This window comes from Chryseobacterium balustinum (genome assembly GCF_900168205.1).
GTDB classification, from domain to species: domain Bacteria; phylum Bacteroidota; class Bacteroidia; order Flavobacteriales; family Weeksellaceae; genus Chryseobacterium; species Chryseobacterium balustinum.
Window position 1 is genome coordinate 1 of sequence record NZ_FUZE01000038.1, and the last position, 17,581, is coordinate 17,581.

The 17,581-nt window shown below is 34.2% G+C and carries 17 protein-coding genes; 6 read left to right on the forward strand and 11 right to left on the reverse strand.

Annotated features, from left to right (window positions below):
* Window positions 1–90 precede the first annotated feature (90 nt).
* The 5 genes from B5X64_RS21420 to B5X64_RS21435 all read right to left on the reverse strand — a co-directional run bounded on the left by B5X64_RS21420 (window position 91) and on the right by B5X64_RS21435 (window position 3,459).
* Window positions 91–498 carry a hypothetical protein gene (locus tag B5X64_RS21420; protein WP_079467161.1) on the reverse strand — a complete coding sequence of 136 codons (408 nt, stop codon included), beginning with the start codon at window positions 496–498 and terminating at the stop codon, window positions 91–93.
* A 413-nt stretch (window positions 499–911) separates the two neighbouring features.
* On the reverse strand, window positions 912–1,589 hold the full coding sequence (locus B5X64_RS21425; protein WP_079467162.1) for a type 1 glutamine amidotransferase domain-containing protein: 678 nt from the start codon (window positions 1,587–1,589) through the stop codon (window positions 912–914).
* A 134-nt stretch (window positions 1,590–1,723) separates the two neighbouring features.
* Complete coding sequence (locus tag B5X64_RS22710; RefSeq protein WP_123920711.1) at window positions 1,724–1,936, reverse strand: hypothetical protein; 213 nt, start codon at window positions 1,934–1,936, stop codon at window positions 1,724–1,726.
* Between the two features lie 27 nt (window positions 1,937–1,963).
* Window positions 1,964–2,575, reverse strand: a complete 612-nt coding sequence (locus B5X64_RS21430; RefSeq protein ID WP_079467163.1) for an alpha-ketoglutarate-dependent dioxygenase AlkB family protein — start codon at window positions 2,573–2,575, stop codon at window positions 1,964–1,966.
* Between the two features lie 122 nt (window positions 2,576–2,697).
* On the reverse strand, window positions 2,698–3,459 hold the full coding sequence (locus B5X64_RS21435; protein ID WP_079467164.1) for an XRE family transcriptional regulator: 762 nt from the start codon (window positions 3,457–3,459) through the stop codon (window positions 2,698–2,700).
* 61 nt (window positions 3,460–3,520) lie between these two features.
* On the opposite strand from B5X64_RS21435, the gene dinB reads away from it, so the two are divergent.
* From dinB to B5X64_RS21460, 5 genes are all read left to right on the forward strand, one after another.
* Complete coding sequence (dinB, locus tag B5X64_RS21440; protein ID WP_079467165.1) at window positions 3,521–4,663, forward strand: DNA polymerase IV; 1,143 nt, start codon at window positions 3,521–3,523, stop codon at window positions 4,661–4,663.
* A gap of 10 nt (window positions 4,664–4,673) precedes the next feature.
* The gene (locus B5X64_RS21445) at window positions 4,674–7,754 is read left to right on the forward strand and encodes a DNA polymerase III subunit alpha (protein ID WP_079467166.1); all 3,081 of its coding nucleotides are present in this window, start codon (window positions 4,674–4,676) and stop codon (window positions 7,752–7,754) included.
* Between the two features lie 653 nt (window positions 7,755–8,407).
* Complete coding sequence (locus B5X64_RS21450) at window positions 8,408–9,223, forward strand: gliding motility protein GldB-related protein (protein WP_228419065.1); 816 nt, start codon at window positions 8,408–8,410, stop codon at window positions 9,221–9,223.
* Between the two features lie 470 nt (window positions 9,224–9,693).
* Entirely contained in the window at window positions 9,694–10,581 is an 888-nt protein-coding gene (locus tag B5X64_RS21455; RefSeq protein WP_079467168.1) for a T9SS type A sorting domain-containing protein, read from the forward strand.
* Between the two features lie 328 nt (window positions 10,582–10,909).
* A complete protein-coding gene (locus B5X64_RS21460) occupies window positions 10,910–11,455 on the forward strand; it encodes a hypothetical protein (protein ID WP_123920710.1) in 546 nt (181 codons plus the stop codon).
* 19 nt (window positions 11,456–11,474) lie between these two features.
* Here the strand turns inward: B5X64_RS21460 and B5X64_RS21465 are convergent, their stop codons facing one another.
* The 6 genes from B5X64_RS21465 to B5X64_RS21490 form a co-directional block, all read right to left on the reverse strand.
* Window positions 11,475–12,068, reverse strand: coding sequence for a hypothetical protein (locus B5X64_RS21465; protein WP_079467170.1), 594 nt, complete (start codon window positions 12,066–12,068; stop codon window positions 11,475–11,477).
* Window positions 12,055–12,549, reverse strand: coding sequence for an RNA polymerase sigma factor (locus tag B5X64_RS21470; protein WP_079467171.1), 495 nt, complete (start codon window positions 12,547–12,549; stop codon window positions 12,055–12,057). The genes B5X64_RS21465 and B5X64_RS21470 overlap by 14 nt, the downstream gene beginning before the upstream one ends.
* Window positions 12,550–13,065: 516 nt before the next feature.
* On the reverse strand, window positions 13,066–13,893 hold the full coding sequence (locus B5X64_RS21475) for a hypothetical protein (RefSeq protein ID WP_079467172.1): 828 nt from the start codon (window positions 13,891–13,893) through the stop codon (window positions 13,066–13,068).
* A gap of 75 nt (window positions 13,894–13,968) precedes the next feature.
* Window positions 13,969–14,604 carry a DUF4304 domain-containing protein gene (locus B5X64_RS21480; RefSeq protein ID WP_079467173.1) on the reverse strand — a complete coding sequence of 212 codons (636 nt, stop codon included), beginning with the start codon at window positions 14,602–14,604 and terminating at the stop codon, window positions 13,969–13,971.
* A gap of 47 nt (window positions 14,605–14,651) precedes the next feature.
* A complete protein-coding gene (locus tag B5X64_RS21485) occupies window positions 14,652–15,200 on the reverse strand; it encodes a hypothetical protein (protein ID WP_079467174.1) in 549 nt (182 codons plus the stop codon).
* 154 nt (window positions 15,201–15,354) lie between these two features.
* Window positions 15,355–16,113, reverse strand: coding sequence for a hypothetical protein (locus B5X64_RS21490; RefSeq protein ID WP_079467175.1), 759 nt, complete (start codon window positions 16,111–16,113; stop codon window positions 15,355–15,357).
* Between the two features lie 422 nt (window positions 16,114–16,535).
* Here B5X64_RS21490 and B5X64_RS21500 point away from each other — a divergent pair, with 422 nt between their 5' ends.
* Window positions 16,536–17,375, forward strand: coding sequence for a GLPGLI family protein (locus tag B5X64_RS21500; protein WP_079467177.1), 840 nt, complete (start codon window positions 16,536–16,538; stop codon window positions 17,373–17,375).
* Window positions 17,376–17,581 lie beyond the last annotated feature (206 nt).

Genomic DNA, 17,581 nt, shown 5'->3' on the forward strand with positions numbered 1-17,581 from the left:
AGAGTTTTTATCAAAATTAAGGGTGGTCAATTTAAACCGAAATTACCTGGTCACTTTGAATTGAAATTGGGTGGTCAATATCACTGGAATTTACACTTTTGATCCTGTCTCCAGTTTTTTCTGGATCAGCCCATACCTTTCCAGTTCTTCTTCGGAGATGGATTTTTCTTCCTGCTGAACGATCTCATCAACCACAAAACGCAGTTCAATCGAAGAATTTTTAATGCTTTTCTCAATAAAGCCTCTGAGTGTGTAGACCTCATTATTGGTAATCTTGCTCCTGAGCAACGTAGAAATACGAATCCCAATCGAAGTATGATCACCTTCTGAGAACAAAAGGTCATAATAATAGTTCCCATAGGATTTACCACCACCAAAAGCATATCTGCCTTTCAGATAGATCAGATTGACCGTAGCATTCAGCTTCAGGGCATTACTGAAGATCCCAATGACTGAGGCTGGTGAATAGACCGGATATGTGACATCTTGATCGTCCATGTGATTGACTGTCGTTTTAAAAAAAGCATTCCAAAGATATTGCTAATTGAACTAAAATAAAACAGCGTTCTTAATAATATCTTGGCGAAATAAGTTTTGAAATAACATATGTCTACATACCAATTCTTAAAAAAAAATCTACAATATAACTTCAAATATTTTATTGCAGCAATTAACATATTATGTTGCTATAGAAAAAAAAATCCCCAAATAATATGGGGATAAAAAACTAATAACCATGAAAACCTTTTTAAAAGAATTTCCTCTACAAAATTATGGAAACTCAATACATTTGAAGGTGAATGGTGGTGTTAATTATATTCAAAAAAAGACCTGATTATCCCAATTTTTCCTAAAAAAAATGGAATTATTTTCAGTCGAAGATCAGCTACCTGATTCCTCTTGCAAAAAATCTAAATAAGTTTCAACAATTCCTCAGCCACCTTTTCAGAAGAAGCAGGATTTTGTCCTGTAATCAATCTTCCGTCAACTATCGCATAAGGACTCCAGTCTTCGATCTTACTGTAAAGACCGCCATTCTTTTTCAGCATATCTTCAACCAGAAACGGAACAACATCAGTTAACTGTACCACCTCTTCCTCAGTATTGGTAAATCCAGTGACATTTTTCCCTTTTACCAGATATTCGTCATCTATTTTAACATCCTTCAAAACGCCTGGAGCATGACAAACGAATGCTACAGGTTTATTACTGCTATAGAAATCAACGATAAGTTGTTGTGAAACTTCATCTTCAGCCAAATCCCACAATGGACCGTGACCACCGGGATAAAACACGGCATCAAAATCTTCACTTTTGACTTCGGATAACTTGTGGGTGTTTTTTAATTTTTCCTTTAAAACCTCATCATTGTCCATTCTACGTGTGGCATCAGTCTGAGATGATGGATCTTCACTTTTGGGGTCAATTGGAGGCTGACCACCTTTTGGAGATGCCAATGTGATTTCAACTCCTTTATCAGACAATGCATAATAAGGAGCCGCTAATTCTTCTGTCCAGAATCCTGTCTTTAAACCTGTATTTCCTAATTCATCGTGACTCGTAAGTACGAATAAAACTTTTTTGCTCATTTTTATATTTATTTAGTTAATACTACAAAGTTGGAATTTATCTGTGTTTTGAACACAGGATCCAAGTCACTATTTTAATGTGATCCGGATCACACTTTTTCTGATCTGCAGACAAATGAAAATTATTTTATGTGTCATAGAGTTCCTTTATTCTGGAAGACGCTAAGACCTTCTATCTTGTTATTGATAGTCTTATATACGATCTCAACTGAAAAACTTGACAGTTCATACAGTACAAACTTTAGTCCATCCTTAGAGGTTTCACTAATGATCCTTCCTTCGGCCAAAGCCAATTCGCATTGAGATTGCGTGGGTAGATTTTTAAAATCGTAGTACGAAATAGACATATAACTATTATTTTATTTTTTATGATATTATAGTTCACTCACCAATCTAAAAGTAAGATTAATGCGTTCTTTCATGTGCAAGGCAGACTTAGCGATGCGATGTTCCCAGTGTTCCTGCAAATCCCCTTTCATCATTAATAAAGATCCATGGGGAAGCGGAATACTGTATCTGCTTTGATGGTGATCCAATTTTCTAAAATCAAATTTTCGGGTTTGTCCAAGACTGAGTGATGCTATGACAGGACGGTCACCATATCGGCTTTCCTTATCCCTATGCCATGCAACTGAGTCATTATTGTCCCGGTATAAATTGAGCAAAACTGAATTAAATTCATATTCAAAAGCTTCTTCAATCCTATTCTTTAAAGACAATAATTGAGGTGTCCATGCATTCACTTCAAATTCACTTCCACCCAATTTGTAGGATTTCTCATCATCACCATACCAAGCGGTCAAACGTGGAGTCAAAACTTTCTTATCATATATCGTCTGAGTTCTCTGTTTCCAAGGAGTATTTTCGAGAAGTTGAGAAAAAAGCTGATCCGACTCTTCTAAGGTCAGAAAATGTTCCCTGAACTCCAACAAGTCTTTTGGAAAATCATAAAATTCTTCTGCGCTAAATAAACTGAGTTGACCCATTGTTGTATTAACTTTTTTTATTATTTTTGAGTATCCCACAATGGGATTTTTTCATCATTTGTGTTTTTAAGCTTTCCCAACAGGAAAGCTTTTTTCATATTTAATCGAAAATATATTCTCTACTAAATATTTTTATTAGAACTTCTGATCTCCGATCTTAGTTCCTTGAACATGCTTCTTATCTCTTGGTATTCCAAGTTTTCAATTCTCAGTTCCTGGGTGTTGATGCTGCATGCAAACTCCCAGATCTCGTACACTTCTGACCATTTGATTTCATACGGTTCGTAAAAAGAATTATCAGAACTTACAAAACTTCCGGAATCATTCTGCTTGGAATATCTTTTGTAAACAATACCGTCTTTCGTGATAAATATGTAGGTTTTTCCTTTTTTCAGATCCTTTTTATCTTCCAGGTATTTTCCTACAATATAAGTTCCATCATTATAAGGTGGCATTGAATCCCCATCGGCAGGAAAAGCCCGGAACTTTCCGTTTCTTAAAAAAGGGAGTGAGAGGTGTTGTAGTCCCTCCACAAATTCAGGATCATTATATCCGCTGAGGTATCCCATGCTTGCTTTTTGAGGAACGATTTCAATTCTGTTTTCTCCTGTATGATCAACTTTCATTGGCAACAAAATTCTGTTGTTGGGAAGGTTGACTACATCATCCAGCGGATACTTTCGCAAATCAACGGTCAGCAGCAAATCAATACTTACTTTATAGTATTTGGAAAGCTTGACCAACAGTTCAATAGGTGGCTCCGACCTTCCGTCTTCATAGGTGGCATACCTACCACGGGTGATTGAAATTTCATCACCCACCTTTTGTTGGGATGCTTTCATTTTGTCTCTTAAAAACCTGATGTTTTCTGAAAAAATTGACATTGCTATAAATTATAGCAACGAATATACAATAATTTGTAATAAAACGTAATAATTTTACACCATGGAAAGAGCAATTGCACATATGGATTTGGATACTTTCTTTGTTTCCTGTGAGCGGCTGAGAGACTCTGTATTAGAGAAAAAACCCGTAATCATTGGAGGTGGAGATCGTGGTGTAGTTGCTTCTTGCTCCTATGAAGCAAGAAAATTTGGTGTTCGTTCTGCCATGCCTTTAAAAATGGCTATTCGTTTATGTCCTGAAGCGCAGGTGATCAAAGGGGATATGGAATATTATTCAAATATGTCGCATTTGGTAACTGAAATCATTCAGGAAAAAGTACCGGTTGTAGAGAAAGCCAGTGTGGATGAATTTTATCTTGATCTTTCAGGCATGGACAAGTTTTTCGGATGCTATCAGTGGACAACTGAGGTCGCAGAGTCAGTCATGAGAAATACAGGTTTGCCGATAAGTTTTGCACTCTCTTCCAATAAAACAGTTTCAAAAATAGGAACAGGAGAAGCGAAGCCAACAGGAAAATTAGAATTAGTAACACAGAATATCCAGCCATTTCTGAATCCTCTTTCTATCAAAAAAATACCAATGGTGGGTGACGTCACCTTCGAGTTGCTTTCCAGATTAGGCGTTAGAAAAATAGAAACCCTGTCTAAAATGCCGGTCGATGTATTGCAGCAGCTTATTGGAAAAAATGGACTTACCCTTTGGAAAAAAGCCAATGGTATTGATGAGACTCCAGTGGTTTCTTATTCAGAACAAAAATCAATATCTACGGAAAATACTTTTTCTAAAGATACTATTGATATGCAGAAACTCGAAAGCACTCTTTCAGGAATGGTAGAACAGCTCTGCTATCAGCTAAGACATGAAAAATGGCTCACCTCAACAGTGTCTGTAAGAATCAGGTATGCTAATTTCGATACAGAAATAAAACAATGCAAAGTTCCTTACACTTCAGCAGATCACACCCTACTCAGGTATGTATTGGAACTGTTTAAAAAATTATACCACAGAAGAATGAGAATCCGTCTGGTTGGAGTCAAGTTTACAGGTCTCGTTCACGGAAACCATCAGATGAATCTTTTTGAAGATACAGAGGAAATGATCTCATTATATCAGACCATGGATAAAATTAAAGACAGATTTGGAGTCAAGAGTGTAGGAAGAGCTTCAGGTTTTTTAAATTAATAAATAGTTTATGTTTCTCAATTGCCATACCTATCATAGCTTGCGTTATGGGACTATCTCTCTTGAAGATTTGGTTCAGCAGGCTGTTGACCATCAATTAAAGGTTCTGGCATTAACCGACATTAATACGGTGACGGGAATTTATCAGTTTTACAAGCTTTGTCAGGAAAATGATATCAAGCCAATTGTTGGAGTTGATGTGCGGGTTGAAAATGAGCAGTATTACATTTGCTTAGCTAAAAATCCCAAAGGTATTGCTGAAGTGAATAGACTGTTGACTCATTATAATTGTGAAGGAATTGAAATTCCAAAAGCAAATCCTCCTTTGGAAAATTGTTTTATAATCTATCCCCTACAAAACACTCCTGAAAAATTATTGGAGCATGAATTTATCGGAATCAGGCAAGATGAATTAAATCTTCTAATCAATCCTAAACTGAAATCTTTAATTCATAAAATGGTTATTCTCCATCCGGTAACCTTTAAAACCAAGGAAGAATTTGAGCTTCACAAGATACTAAGAGCAATAGCTGGTAATATTTTACTGAGCAGACTTACGGTGAAAGATTACTGTAAGAAAAATGAAACTTTTATTCCTAAAAAATTACTTTTAAATCAATTCGAACCTTATCCGGAGATTATTGAAAATACGAAGCATGTAGTCAATGAATGCAGTTTTGATTTTGATTTCAAGACGCCAAAAAACAAAAAGCATTTTACTGATAGTAAAGAAAATGATTTTAAATTGTTGGTAAAATTGGCATATGAAGGTTTAACCAAAAGATACCCTGACCATAATCAGCAAGCAAAAGATAGAGTCGAAAAAGAACTGACAGTTATTAATCAGCTTAATTTCTGCGGCTATTTTTTGATTACATGGGATATTATTCAGTACAGCAATCGAATGGGTTTTATGCATGTCGGGAGAGGAAGCGGTGCCAACAGTATTATTGCTTATTGTCTGGGAATTTCTGATATATGCCCCTTAGAACTGGACTTATATTTTGAACGGTTTCTCAACCTTAATCGTAAATCACCTCCCGACTTCGACATCGACTGGAGCTGGAAGAATCGGGATACTATTTTGGAATACATTTTTGAAAAGTACGGAAAAGACCACGTGGCCTTTTGTGGAACCAATGTAGAGTTCAAGAGAAAATCGAGATTCCGAGAACTGGGAAAAGTATTTGGACTTCCAAAAGACGAACTGGATCAGCTTTCAAAAAAACCTAAAGAACAGCATGATCAAAATTCAGTTGTACAGGAAATTTATAAATATGAACAAATGTTAGTAGGGTTTCCTAATCAGAGAAGTATGCATTCGTGTGGAATCCTGATTTCTGAGGAACCCATCACCAATTATTCTGCTTTAGAATTCCCTCCAAAAGAATTTCCTATCGTACAGTTCGATATGTATACCGCAGAAGATATTGGATTGGAAAAATTTGATATTCTTTCCCAAAGAGGATTGGGCACCATCAAAGATACCGTTCAGTTGATTGAAGAAAAAAGAGGAATAAAAGTAGATATAGAAGATACAAGAATTTCTAAGAATGAAACCTTATGTAACGAGTTCCTGAGTATAGGAAAAACAATTGGATGCTTTTATATTGAATCTCCTGCTATGCGTGGGTTACTCAGAAGACTCAAATGTGATAATTATAAAGTATTGGTTGCTGCCTCTTCCATAATTCGTCCGGGAGTCGCTCAAAGTGGTATGATGAAAGAATACATCTTTCGACATAATCACCCCGGTCAATTTGAATACTTCCATGAAGTATTTGAAAAAGAATTAGGGGAAACCTATGGCATTATGGTGTATCAGGAAGACGTCATAAAAATCGCCATGCACTTTGGCGGTGTTTCCGCTGCCAATGGTGATGTCCTTCGTAGAGCCATGAGTGGAAAGGGACGTTCTCTCTCTGCTTTGCAGAAATTAAAAGATGAATTCTTTGAATCCTGCAAAATAAAAGGACATCCCGAACAATTGTCTCAGGAAGTCTACCGGCAGATTGAATCTTTTGCAGGTTATTCATTTTGTAAAGCACATTCTGCTTCTTACGCTGTTGAAAGTTATCAGAGTTTGTACCTAAAAGCCTACTACCCTATTGAATTTATGGTCTCAGCAATTAACAATGGCGGAGGGTTTTACAGAACTGAAGTCTATGTTCATGAAACCAAAATGTCAGATGCAACTATTCACAATCCATGTGTCAACCTCAGCGAATTTCATACGACAGTATATGGAACAGATGTTTACTTAGGGTTAATGCATATTGAAAAACTGGAGTCAGCTGTTAAACTTTTTATTCCTGAAGAAAGAAAAGAACATGGTGATTACAAATCCTTGGAAGATTTTGTCAAAAGAGTCAGTATCGGCATTGAGACCTTACAGATATTGATTTTTGTAGGTGCTTTCAGATTTACAGGAAAAGAAAAACGTGAATTATTAATAGAAGCGAAATTTCTTTTATCAAAGAATCAGTACAAAACGAAAATCATATCGTTGTTTGATGAACCTCAGAAAGATTACCACTTACCTATTATCGAAAGAAATCCTTTTGAAGATGCTTTTGATGAAATTGAAATATTGGGTTTTCCGGTTTCTTATTCAATTTTTGATTTACTAAAAACCAAGTACAGAGGTCACGTATTGGTTAAAGACCTATTAAAATACCACAAAAAACAGGTTAAAATGCTCGCTTATTTGATTTCAAGAAAACATGTTCCTATCAAAAAAAGAGGTCATCCCGGGCAAAAAGACAATATGTATTTCGGAACCTGGATTGATGCTGAAGGACAGTATTTTGATACCGCTCATTTTCCAGACAGTCTTCGACAGTTCCCTTTTAAAGAGGGAGGTATCTATCTTCTGTTGGGAACTGTAGAAGTAGACTATCATTTCCCAACCATTACAATAACAAAAATGTCTAAGATGCCGCTCATTGCCGATCCTAGATATTCTATGGATGAAGATAAAGCAAAAGAAGTGGAAAACAGTCTTCGTGAAGACGTAAGTATGACTTCCAGAAAACCTTACCCGCAAGAATATGAAATTGGAATTCCAAGGAAAAGAATTAATGAATTGTGATTTTATAGAAAATTGGACAAGAATTATAATCAATGACCATCATGAGATACAACCAGCCTTGTCTTAATAAAGGCAACTTAATTGCGTTGAAAATAAACGGGGTTTGTAAAATATAAGTTTAAAAACCAATATCTACTTTGTATTAAATGTGCCAGCATGGGATATTCCCTTTGTGATCCTATTTTCCCATGCAATGTCGAATTGTAAAATTCGCTTATTTTAAATGAAATTGTTGTACACGCTATGAAAAAATTTAAGAAATCTAAAACCTAAGAATTGAACAAAAATGTAGATAGTTGCAAAAATGGTAATAGTTTTAAAGCTATATTCTATGTAGACCATTGAATTCATACTGTTCAACAATATTGTTCAAATTACATGACAAAATTGCAGGATATTTGTGTAATAAACTAATGCAGTAAATTGTCTTATTTTTAGAATGTATCTAATAATTTTGTTCAATGGAAAAAATTGCTTTACCACTTTTCTTTCTTACGCTGATATCCTGTTCAACTTCAACTCCCATGAAGAGCGATTTTGAATATACAAAAATTGAACAAATACCTGACTCTATCCAAATTCAAAATATTACCGTCAGAAATTTGTTTAAATATCAAATATTAGCTCATCAGTCCTCTGTTTTTGACTCAACAATGATAGAAAAAAATGTCTACAAGCCTCATCAAAAACTATGGGACAGTTGCTACGGTGTTATTTTCGGTAATGAAAATGGGAAAAAATTTAACCATTCTGCTGGAATGATCGAATGGAACAGAACATTACTTACCGCAAACAAACAAGATTTAATTAAAAGAACAAAGATCATAACAGATATCAATCTCAGTAAATTGATGACTAAAAACCTGACCCGGTTCAGCAAGCTGGTTCCCTACCAACCTACAGCCAAATTAAGTTTACTTTTTACACCCATCACAGGAATTGGTTTCGGCGGTTGTAATGCCGAACAATTTGCTCTTGAAATAAATAATCCCGGAGTTGATATAGAGTATACGCTTACTAAAGGATTGCCTCACGAATTCAACCATCTGGTTTATGAAAAATTCAGAAACGCTGATCCGGATAAAGAGTCTGCATTAAGCCAGACCATCGACGAAGGTTTTGCCTGTTATTTTACCTACGTTTTCTTCGACAAAAAGATTACACAACATGAGGCGGTAGAAAACATGAGTCAACAACAATGGGATTGGTATGTCAAAAATGAAAAAGAAATATTCAATAAAGTAAAAGATTTCTTTTCGGACACTTCCGGAGATAATCCGCTGCTAAGGAACGATAAAATCAAACTTTTTCCCGATGCGCCAAAAACATTGAATTACTGGTTAGGATTTAGAATTATCACAAAGTATGTAGAAAAACATGGTAAGGATTCATGGAAAGATCTTTACATCATGCCGGCAAAAGAAGTTTTTTCGAAAAGTGGATATGAAGATTATATCAAGGGGCTTTAACGGAAAAAACAGGTACTACAAAAAAGATTAAACCTTACAAATGCTAAAATGTTTTTATCACGTACCAAAAAAACAAATGAGACACAAAAGAACATGTAAAGGATATTTTTATCACTTTATGTTATCAAGGAAGTATCTAAAAACTTAAAAGTGCACTGAATTGACAAATTCCAAACTGACTCACCATCCATATGTTCTTTGAAAAAGATGAGTCATCCATTTACTATATTTAAGTATTTGCGAATCAACTGCACTTAGTATCAAACGTACTAATCAAAATAAAGACCACTGATCATTCGAAGGAGTAATGATAAATCACCTTCTTAAAAGTGAATTATCAGAAGTTAAAATTTTTCTTCACCGTATGAATTATTTTGTTAGTTTTATTGCTGAAAAATAAGCAGCTTAGGAACAATCAAACCTAATTCTGAGCTGTTTGTAGTTAACTTCTAATTAATAATGAAAAATATATGAAAATTAAATTACTCTCTCTTGTGTTGACTTTCACGTTAAGCATCTCCGTATTTAGCCAAGACATTTCTTTCGAATCTTCCGAAGGCTATGTGTTAGGAGATATCAACAATCAACAAGGCTGGACTTCTTATGGAAGTGCCACTCCGAATACTGCAACAATTATCAACACCACATCAACTTTGGGAACCAATTCTGCGAACGTATTGGCTACTAACACCATAAATGATGGTGGAATAAAAAAGAACGTTAATGGTTTTGCAAAAACTGAACTTTCTTTCGACTTTAAGATATCCGCTATTGATGAATCGGACTACTTTATGTCCGTTAGGGATAATTCAAATACGATACTTGGCGCTTTTGTCATCGATTACGAGCAGGGAAATGTTGCCATTTATGATGGTATCATGGATGATGTAACGGAAACTTCCATTGATGTTTCCCCGAATGTCTGGTATAATTTTAAAATGATTGTCAATACGACTACCCATACAGTTGAATATTTCGTCAATAATACATCCTTGGGAAGCAAAAATTTCCTGACCACTACAACAGGTTTTCAGATCATTGATTTCGCTTTTGATGATTACGATTCTGGATTTACTGTAGATAACATCAAAATCTCAAATGCTGATAATCTGTCGACATCCGAAATAGCTCAGGATAAAAAAATAAATATCTATCCTAACCCTACGTCAGATTTCCTTCATGTTCCTACAACGGAAAATATTAAATCATTGGAGGTTTATGATCTTTCAGGAAAAGTAGTTTTAAAAGATACTTCAGGAAAAAATCAGATCTCGGTATCATTTTTAAACAAAGGAATGTACATCATAAAAATCACCACGAACCATTCAGTTTTTTCAACAAAATTCAGCAAGAAGTAAAAAGAAAAATTTGATCATATAAATCACTCCTGGCTTGGAGTGATTTATGATTGAGTTCAGTAATCTAAAACTAATTTTTTTGAAAATTTGTGCGTAATATGAGGCTTTCCTATAAAATGATAATCACAAGTATTGCAACACATCTATGGCTTTCTGCTTTTACTTTTAGCCTTGATTAGTGATAGTAATGATCGGATCATAAAAAATTCCAGCAATAAAATTTAGTTCTTCATTATAAACATTTTAACTCAAATTAGCGTGGGAGTTTACGTACTGAAACAAAATTCCACTTTCATCTGATTACCTACAAATTAACAAAAAAAACAATATGCTTAAACTATCGTTCCTTAACGTGTTCTTCTCAATTTTCCTGGTTCCTCTGATGATGCAGTGTGAAGATGGACGTCAGAATCCTTGTGAGAATTACACCAATTATATCTATGAAGAAAATCTTTGTCAATTGGAACCGGCAAAATTAACATACAACCAAGGTGAAACAGTAAACTTTAAGTTTTCGGTGAAGTCAAAACTTTCAGCGAACGGAAAAAGCCTGGATATTTACAAGGAAACTCAGTTAAAATCCGGCTTGTTGCTTATCAATTTAGCTGAACTTTTCAAGGACAATACAGTAGTTTTTATCCAAGGCGAAAAGGTAGAAGACAACAGATTCAAAGCTGTTTACAACACAACAACCGATTCCTACGACTTGGAAATACAAGTCAAACTAAACCGTTCCGGAATTTACTCTTTTGATTCAACGGCTACCTTTCAGGATCGTGCACACGATGATGGAAACTGTTCTTATATTGCCGTTACAACAAACATTAAGGGTAATAACCTTGATGATGGCAGGACCGAATTTGTAGTTAATTGATTCCAATGACTGTGTCCAATTAATACCTTAAATCTTTTTCAATAGTTTCCAGAGAATCAATAATCTTTGATATCTTTTGGTTCTGCTTTCTGATCTGTCTGGGTCTTAGGAAAAACCACACAATTGCCAACCATAGGAAAGTTAATCCGTAAGCTAAAATTGCAGCCATTGTTGACATAAATAGAGCAAATTCATAAAAATAAAAGGCAAAGCCAGCAGAAAGCAAAATGTAATAGATACTAATCCCTTTCGTCTGCATATAAAGCCGCTGACGCTGAAGTTTTTTCAAAGAATAAAGATATTGCTGATTGCTGATCGATGGATTTATTTTCCTGATCACGTTGATATTTTGAGAAGATAAGTACATGTAGAGAGCCAGCGCAATAAGAATTAAGATGATTCCTAAACTGGTTGTAAACATTTTGAAATGAATCACATTCCAAATGAAGATCATTCCGAAAGCTGTTGCCATAAAAAAGATTATCATTAAAACCGTTCCGTTGAATTGTTTTTTTCTGTATTCTTCTGCAGCAGATTTTACGACTTTGATGTTGGGAATATCTGCGTTTTTCTTGTTCCAAATATCTCGGAAATTGATATTATCTGTTTCCATAATTCTTAAATTTTTCGGTTAATTTTTTTTTGACTCTGTGTATTTTAACTCTGACGTTGGCGGACGAAATTCCAACGATCTCGGCAATTTCAGTTTGCTTCATTTCTTCCAGTTCCAGAGATATGATGATTCTTTCCAATTCGGGTAGTTCTGAGATGCATTGGTAAAGAAAATCGGTCATTTTATCCTGTTCCTGTTGGTTATCTTTTTCAGAATTGTCTTTGATCTCATAAGGAAGTTCGCTTTTCGGCATTCTCTTTTCGATATTGATCTGTCTTAAGCATATATTGGTAGCAATTCTATAAATCCAGGTTCCGACTGATGCTTCCTGCCTGAATTTTGGCAGTTGCTGAAAAACAGCCACAAACGTTTCCTGACAAAGATCTTTTGCCGCATCATTATCATTACTATAACCCATACAAAGTCGAAATATCTTCTTCCAGTAATCGTGGTATATTTCTTCGAAATTTAAAACCTGCATTGCTGTTTTCGAATTTAGAGCATAAGAAACAGAAAATGTTACACATTTAAATAAAAAAAGCGCCTGAAATTTCAGAACGCTTTGATTTTTTGCTGAATATATATCAATTTATGGTGACCATATACTTGAATGTACCAAATTGTAATTTTACATAAAAAACCAATTTTACTACTTATCGACCAATAAACTAGATTATAAAATAAGTGAAATTATAGTTCTTTGATTCGGTTTATTCAAGTATATAATTGCCTAATTTAGTACTACAAAGTTGGAATTTATCTGTGTTTTGAACACAGGATCCAAGTCACTATTTTAATGTGATCCGGATCACACTTTCTTGAGACAAAAACAAATGATTTTCTACAAGTACATCTTAATTTATCTGACCGCACATTTTGTTCTGAGTTTCCATGGTATTTTCTTTGATGTGAAGCACTAAGGTTCAAGGTTGCAAAAAAATGTCAGAGAAGCATTTCAGGTACGATATTTTTAATCCGACGTTGTCAGTTCGCTTTTTTACGTCATATATTTTCCAAAATATGTATTCAGAGCTTCTTCATTATATTTGTCTTCTCCACGCCAAGATTCAACAAATGTCCAATCGTGCTTTCCTCTACTTGGTCTGTCATAAGACGCTGGTTTAAGAATGTCAATGCAAGCTAAAATTTCAATTAATATCTTTCGCTCATCTTTGGTTGATTTCAAAGCAGTAGATAAGTTTTTTTCTAATGCACTTGGATAATCGTTGGGTTGGGAATTTTTGATGATGGATAGGATATTTTTAAAAATCTCAATATCTTCCGTCGAAGGTTGTGGGATTTCTGCTATCTGAAGTTGCTGAAGGTCAAACAAAGTGTAAATAAGTTTTCCGTGTCTAATTCCACCCCATTTTATTCTTTCAAAATTCAAAACATTTAAGTCTTCATTGATATAATCCTTGTCGCCTATAATGCCATATTTTAAATCTCTGCAAATTCCACAAGTATAACTTTCGTATATAACTTCTTCATCTTCTCCAAAACTTTGTCCGCTTACTGCTTTTGTATATTGATGAGGAACCAATTGTTTCGCTATAAAATAGGAAGCCAAACTGGAACGCCAATCTAAACGCCTATTGGAAAGACTGCTTAAAAATGCTGTTGCAACTTTGTCGATTGAAATTGTTGGAAGTATCTCAAAAATCTTGTCCAAACATTGGTTGTGAGAAATGGTCAGAGGTTCAAACATCAAACCTTTTGATTTTGCATACTCAAAGTCAGCAGCATCTATCTGTATTTCATTATCATCAATCCAACCGTTTTTCCAATACGTTTTGAACAATATGTTTTTGGCTTTTTTGTCCATAGATTTCTTAAATTTTGTTTTGTCTGTGTGTTTGTCTGTAGCTAAAGGAACAAAAAATCCTTTTGAGCAGAAGCACTATGTTCCAAAGTATTTTTTCATTCTTATTTTAATTTTATCACTATCTTCTGGAAATGATGCTTTTGGTCTCCTTTCCCAATAATCTAGTCCCTGCTCTAACGCCCACAGTGCTTGATCTCTATTGCCAGCAATTAAAAAGAAATCACAAGCTTTATAGTGAGAACATTCATTTTCAACAAGTGCGTAGGCTGCATTTTCCCAATTTGAAAGTTTATCCAAATAAGGTATTCCAATATTTAAAAAGTTTTGTTTAAGCACTGTCAAAACTTTTTCTCTTTCATTTTCGTCTATAATTTGAAAATGCAGTTCTCTTTTTTTGTCAATGATCGGAAATTCCCAACCATTGATATTCCAATCCATTACTCCAACTAAACTGTCATTTATCGGTTCTTCTCCAAATTCATCCTTATGCCATTTTGAATATATTTTTGAAGACACGCCAAATGATGTCCAAAATTCTGCACATACATTCGCTTCATTGTATCTGTTGAGTTGAAAATAAATCGTCTGAACGAAACCATTTATTTTTCTCTTAAATGTCAATGTGCTTTTTGAAAATGTAAAACCCATTTGTGCCAATGGTTCCAGTAAGGTCATTTCAATATTAGTCGTTATTAATTCTCGCGGTTTCATATGGCTCTATGGTCTGTAAGTATTTCTGCTACGTTTTGCAGCTTTGCTTAAAGTTCATCAAAATTTACATTTTTATATCTCTTTTGATACATCGAAGCGTCGAATGCTTGCTTTGATCCCAGCTGAATTAAAACTTCCTTTTGAAATTCCACTTCTTTCTCCAACAGATTGTTCCAAAACTCAGGTCTATCTGAAAAATTTTCATAGTAGTCCAATGTGTCAATAATTCCAATAAAAAGAGCTATTATCTTAGTTGTAAATTTCAAATCAGAGGTTCCACTTGCAAATGCATCCAGTATAAATATTTCTATTGGTTCTGGTTCTTCATAGTTGTCAGCATAAACGTCTATATCAGCATTACTTTTCTCTATCGTTTGCAGGTAATTTTCAATATGACCGTTATTAATATCTAAGAACAATTGGTTTCGTTTTACTTTGATCCCAATATATTTATGGATAGTCTCTTCAAACTTGGGCAATTGATAGTAAAATCCTAAGATGGAAATTGCTAAGTTTTTCCTCTGCTCCAAAGAACTACTTACCAGTCCATCAACTAAGCTTTTGATATGTTGGTCTATCTGTTTTACAATGTCCATTATTTACGGAATTCAAATTGTTGAATATATATCCAAAGAGTTTCCTGAAAATTGAATTATTTTTAAATCTAATTTCGATGTAAATATAGTAGTATTTTCAGATTTACTCTCGTATGTTGAACTCGAAAAGCTAAGTTATTAACGTCAATTTTTGTTACGTGCTCTGCGTAAAAAAGTTGCCGATTTCAATTGGTTTCGTATATTTCTTAACCCAATTTCTCAAAACTGTCGGCAAATATAAATAGCCCATTCCGTCTGTCCCTAAAAGTCCAGAATGTATTTTACTCTCCTTTGAAATGATATAATCTTCAATTTGCAATAACAATCTTGGTCCAAAAGAAGGGCTGAATACTTTCGCTGTGTAATTTAGAATAATGTCTTTATCAAATATAATTGGTTCTTGTAACCAAGCTTCAAAATTTGGATTAAACTTTGAAATTTGTAGGATAGTACCCTCATGCCATTCTCTATGTGACGGCATATCTGCTGCTCTTTCTTCTTCTGTCATTTTGGTCAGCATAATTTTTCTTGCAGGTATTTCAATTGGTAAGTCAGGTAATGAAGCTGGAACTTGAGTATCTTTATGAAGTAAAACTTTTGCGGTTCCATTTTTCATTTTCTCACATTCTGACAGTTGATTGATGGAGTACATGCTTGGCATACTACTTCCTACTCCATATTCTTGATGAATCTTTGCAGAAAGAAAAACGCTTACACAAAAGTTGTCATCTTCAAGTTGGTTATTACTTGCATAACCGTGGTCAAAAATATCCTTACGCAAGGTCATTAATAACAACATTGGCTTTTGCGTTACTGGACAAATTGGGTAATATTCTTGGTCAATATTTGCATGTCCTCCTATTTGAGAAACCTTTTCCTCTTGTCTTATTTCTGTCGTATCAATATGGTACATCGGGGCTGTTTTAAATTGGTGTCAACGGGTTACGGATTGGCGAGGGCGAGCCTTCGGAGCCGAACTTATGACTAAAATACAAATTTCAAACGAAGTACAAAAAAAGCCAATGTAGTTAACATTGACTTTACTTTATTGCTCTATAGATTGCATTGTTATGGAAGATAGTGGTTTAAAAAATCTTTTACCTCAAAAAGATTCAGATTTGATTTTTCAATATCATCCGGATGAATAAAAATGGTAAGTTTATTAACAAATACTTGATTTTGTGAAGCAGTTACAAATGATTGAGCGATTATAGCAATTAGCTTCTTTCGATTTGTAACAAGCCTACCAAGACCCCTTCGTAAATGGTTTTTCTTAAATTCATAATTATTAAATTTGACCTCTAACTTTCTATTAAGATTAACCAATCGACTAAAATGAAATCATTATCTACATTAGTTTTCTTTTTAATATATAGTCTATCTAATTCTCAAAGCCACCGCTTCATCTATGAATACAAATTTGCATCCGACTCAACCAAAATTGACAGTGTCACTACAGAGATTATGAGATTAGATATTTTCACAGATCATTCTGAGTTCGTAAGCGAGATTAGAGCAAAAAGAGACTCTTCAATTTTTAACATAAAACAACGCAATTCCAATTCGATGGGTAGCAATCTTCCTATTGGTAAAATGAAAATGAAAATTTATAAAGGTCACAAAAAATATTCTATCGAAAGCATTGGTATCGAGCAATTTAAAATTCCCTATGACCAAAAGTTAAATTGGATTTTAACCCCCGATACAAAAATAGTTTCATCGTATAACTGTCAAAAAGCCAAAGTAATTTTTGGAGGACGGAAATGGAATGCTTGGTTTACCTCAGAAATTCCATATCAAGATGGCCCGTATATTTTTGGCAACCTACCGGGAATGATCATATCAATTGAAGACGAAGAAAATCAACATTCTTTTTTACTTCTAGCAAACTACAAAGTCAAAAATTCATCTCCTAACGTATCTTTTACCACTCGTGTTAAAGATTTATCCATCACAAAAGATCAATTTAACAAAAAATGGACTAGTTTTAGAAAAAACCCTATTGGATTTAGAGAACAATATCTAATCGTAAACCCCAATATTTTTAATCCTACTTACTACGATGCTAATGGTAACATCCAGAATAAGATTAAACTTTACGCTGAAGATCGCATTCAGATTAAAATGGAAATAGCTTCAAATAATAATTTTATTGATTTAGATTTGTATAGATGATTTATGCAATATCCCATTAATAGAGATTAATATGCGTCGACCTATCAGGATGAAATTGCATAATTTTTATTATCTGTATTTGTACGTCTTCAAACCAACTTAGACATTTTGGTTTAAATCCTTAAGGAGGATTTTCGGTTTATAAACTTACTAATTTTTGTTGATTATATATTTGTCTTCTTTTTCGGATGGATTCTTCTTTTGTT

Coding starts and splice junctions, on each gene's coding strand:
- B5X64_RS21420 (WP_079467161.1), bottom strand. CDS start 498: ATGGACGATCAAGATGTCACATATCCGGTCTATTCACCAGCCTCAGTC.
- B5X64_RS21425 (WP_079467162.1), bottom strand. CDS start 1,589: ATGAGCAAAAAAGTTTTATTCGTACTTACGAGTCACGATGAATTAGGA.
- B5X64_RS22710 (WP_123920711.1), bottom strand. CDS start 1,936: ATGTCTATTTCGTACTACGATTTTAAAAATCTACCCACGCAATCTCAA.
- B5X64_RS21430 (WP_079467163.1), bottom strand. CDS start 2,575: ATGGGTCAACTCAGTTTATTTAGCGCAGAAGAATTTTATGATTTTCCA.
- B5X64_RS21435 (WP_079467164.1), bottom strand. CDS start 3,459: ATGTCAATTTTTTCAGAAAACATCAGGTTTTTAAGAGACAAAATGAAA.
- dinB (WP_079467165.1), top strand. CDS start 3,521: ATGGAAAGAGCAATTGCACATATGGATTTGGATACTTTCTTTGTTTCC.
- B5X64_RS21445 (WP_079467166.1), top strand. CDS start 4,674: ATGTTTCTCAATTGCCATACCTATCATAGCTTGCGTTATGGGACTATC.
- B5X64_RS21450 (WP_228419065.1), top strand. CDS start 8,408: ATGATAGAAAAAAATGTCTACAAGCCTCATCAAAAACTATGGGACAGT.
- B5X64_RS21455 (WP_079467168.1), top strand. CDS start 9,694: ATGAAAATTAAATTACTCTCTCTTGTGTTGACTTTCACGTTAAGCATC.
- B5X64_RS21460 (WP_123920710.1), top strand. CDS start 10,910: ATGCTTAAACTATCGTTCCTTAACGTGTTCTTCTCAATTTTCCTGGTT.
- B5X64_RS21465 (WP_079467170.1), bottom strand. CDS start 12,068: ATGGAAACAGATAATATCAATTTCCGAGATATTTGGAACAAGAAAAAC.
- B5X64_RS21470 (WP_079467171.1), bottom strand. CDS start 12,549: ATGCAGGTTTTAAATTTCGAAGAAATATACCACGATTACTGGAAGAAG.
- B5X64_RS21475 (WP_079467172.1), bottom strand. CDS start 13,893: ATGGACAAAAAAGCCAAAAACATATTGTTCAAAACGTATTGGAAAAAC.
- B5X64_RS21480 (WP_079467173.1), bottom strand. CDS start 14,604: ATGAAACCGCGAGAATTAATAACGACTAATATTGAAATGACCTTACTG.
- B5X64_RS21485 (WP_079467174.1), bottom strand. CDS start 15,200: ATGGACATTGTAAAACAGATAGACCAACATATCAAAAGCTTAGTTGAT.
- B5X64_RS21490 (WP_079467175.1), bottom strand. CDS start 16,113: ATGTACCATATTGATACGACAGAAATAAGACAAGAGGAAAAGGTTTCT.
- B5X64_RS21500 (WP_079467177.1), top strand. CDS start 16,536: ATGAAATCATTATCTACATTAGTTTTCTTTTTAATATATAGTCTATCT.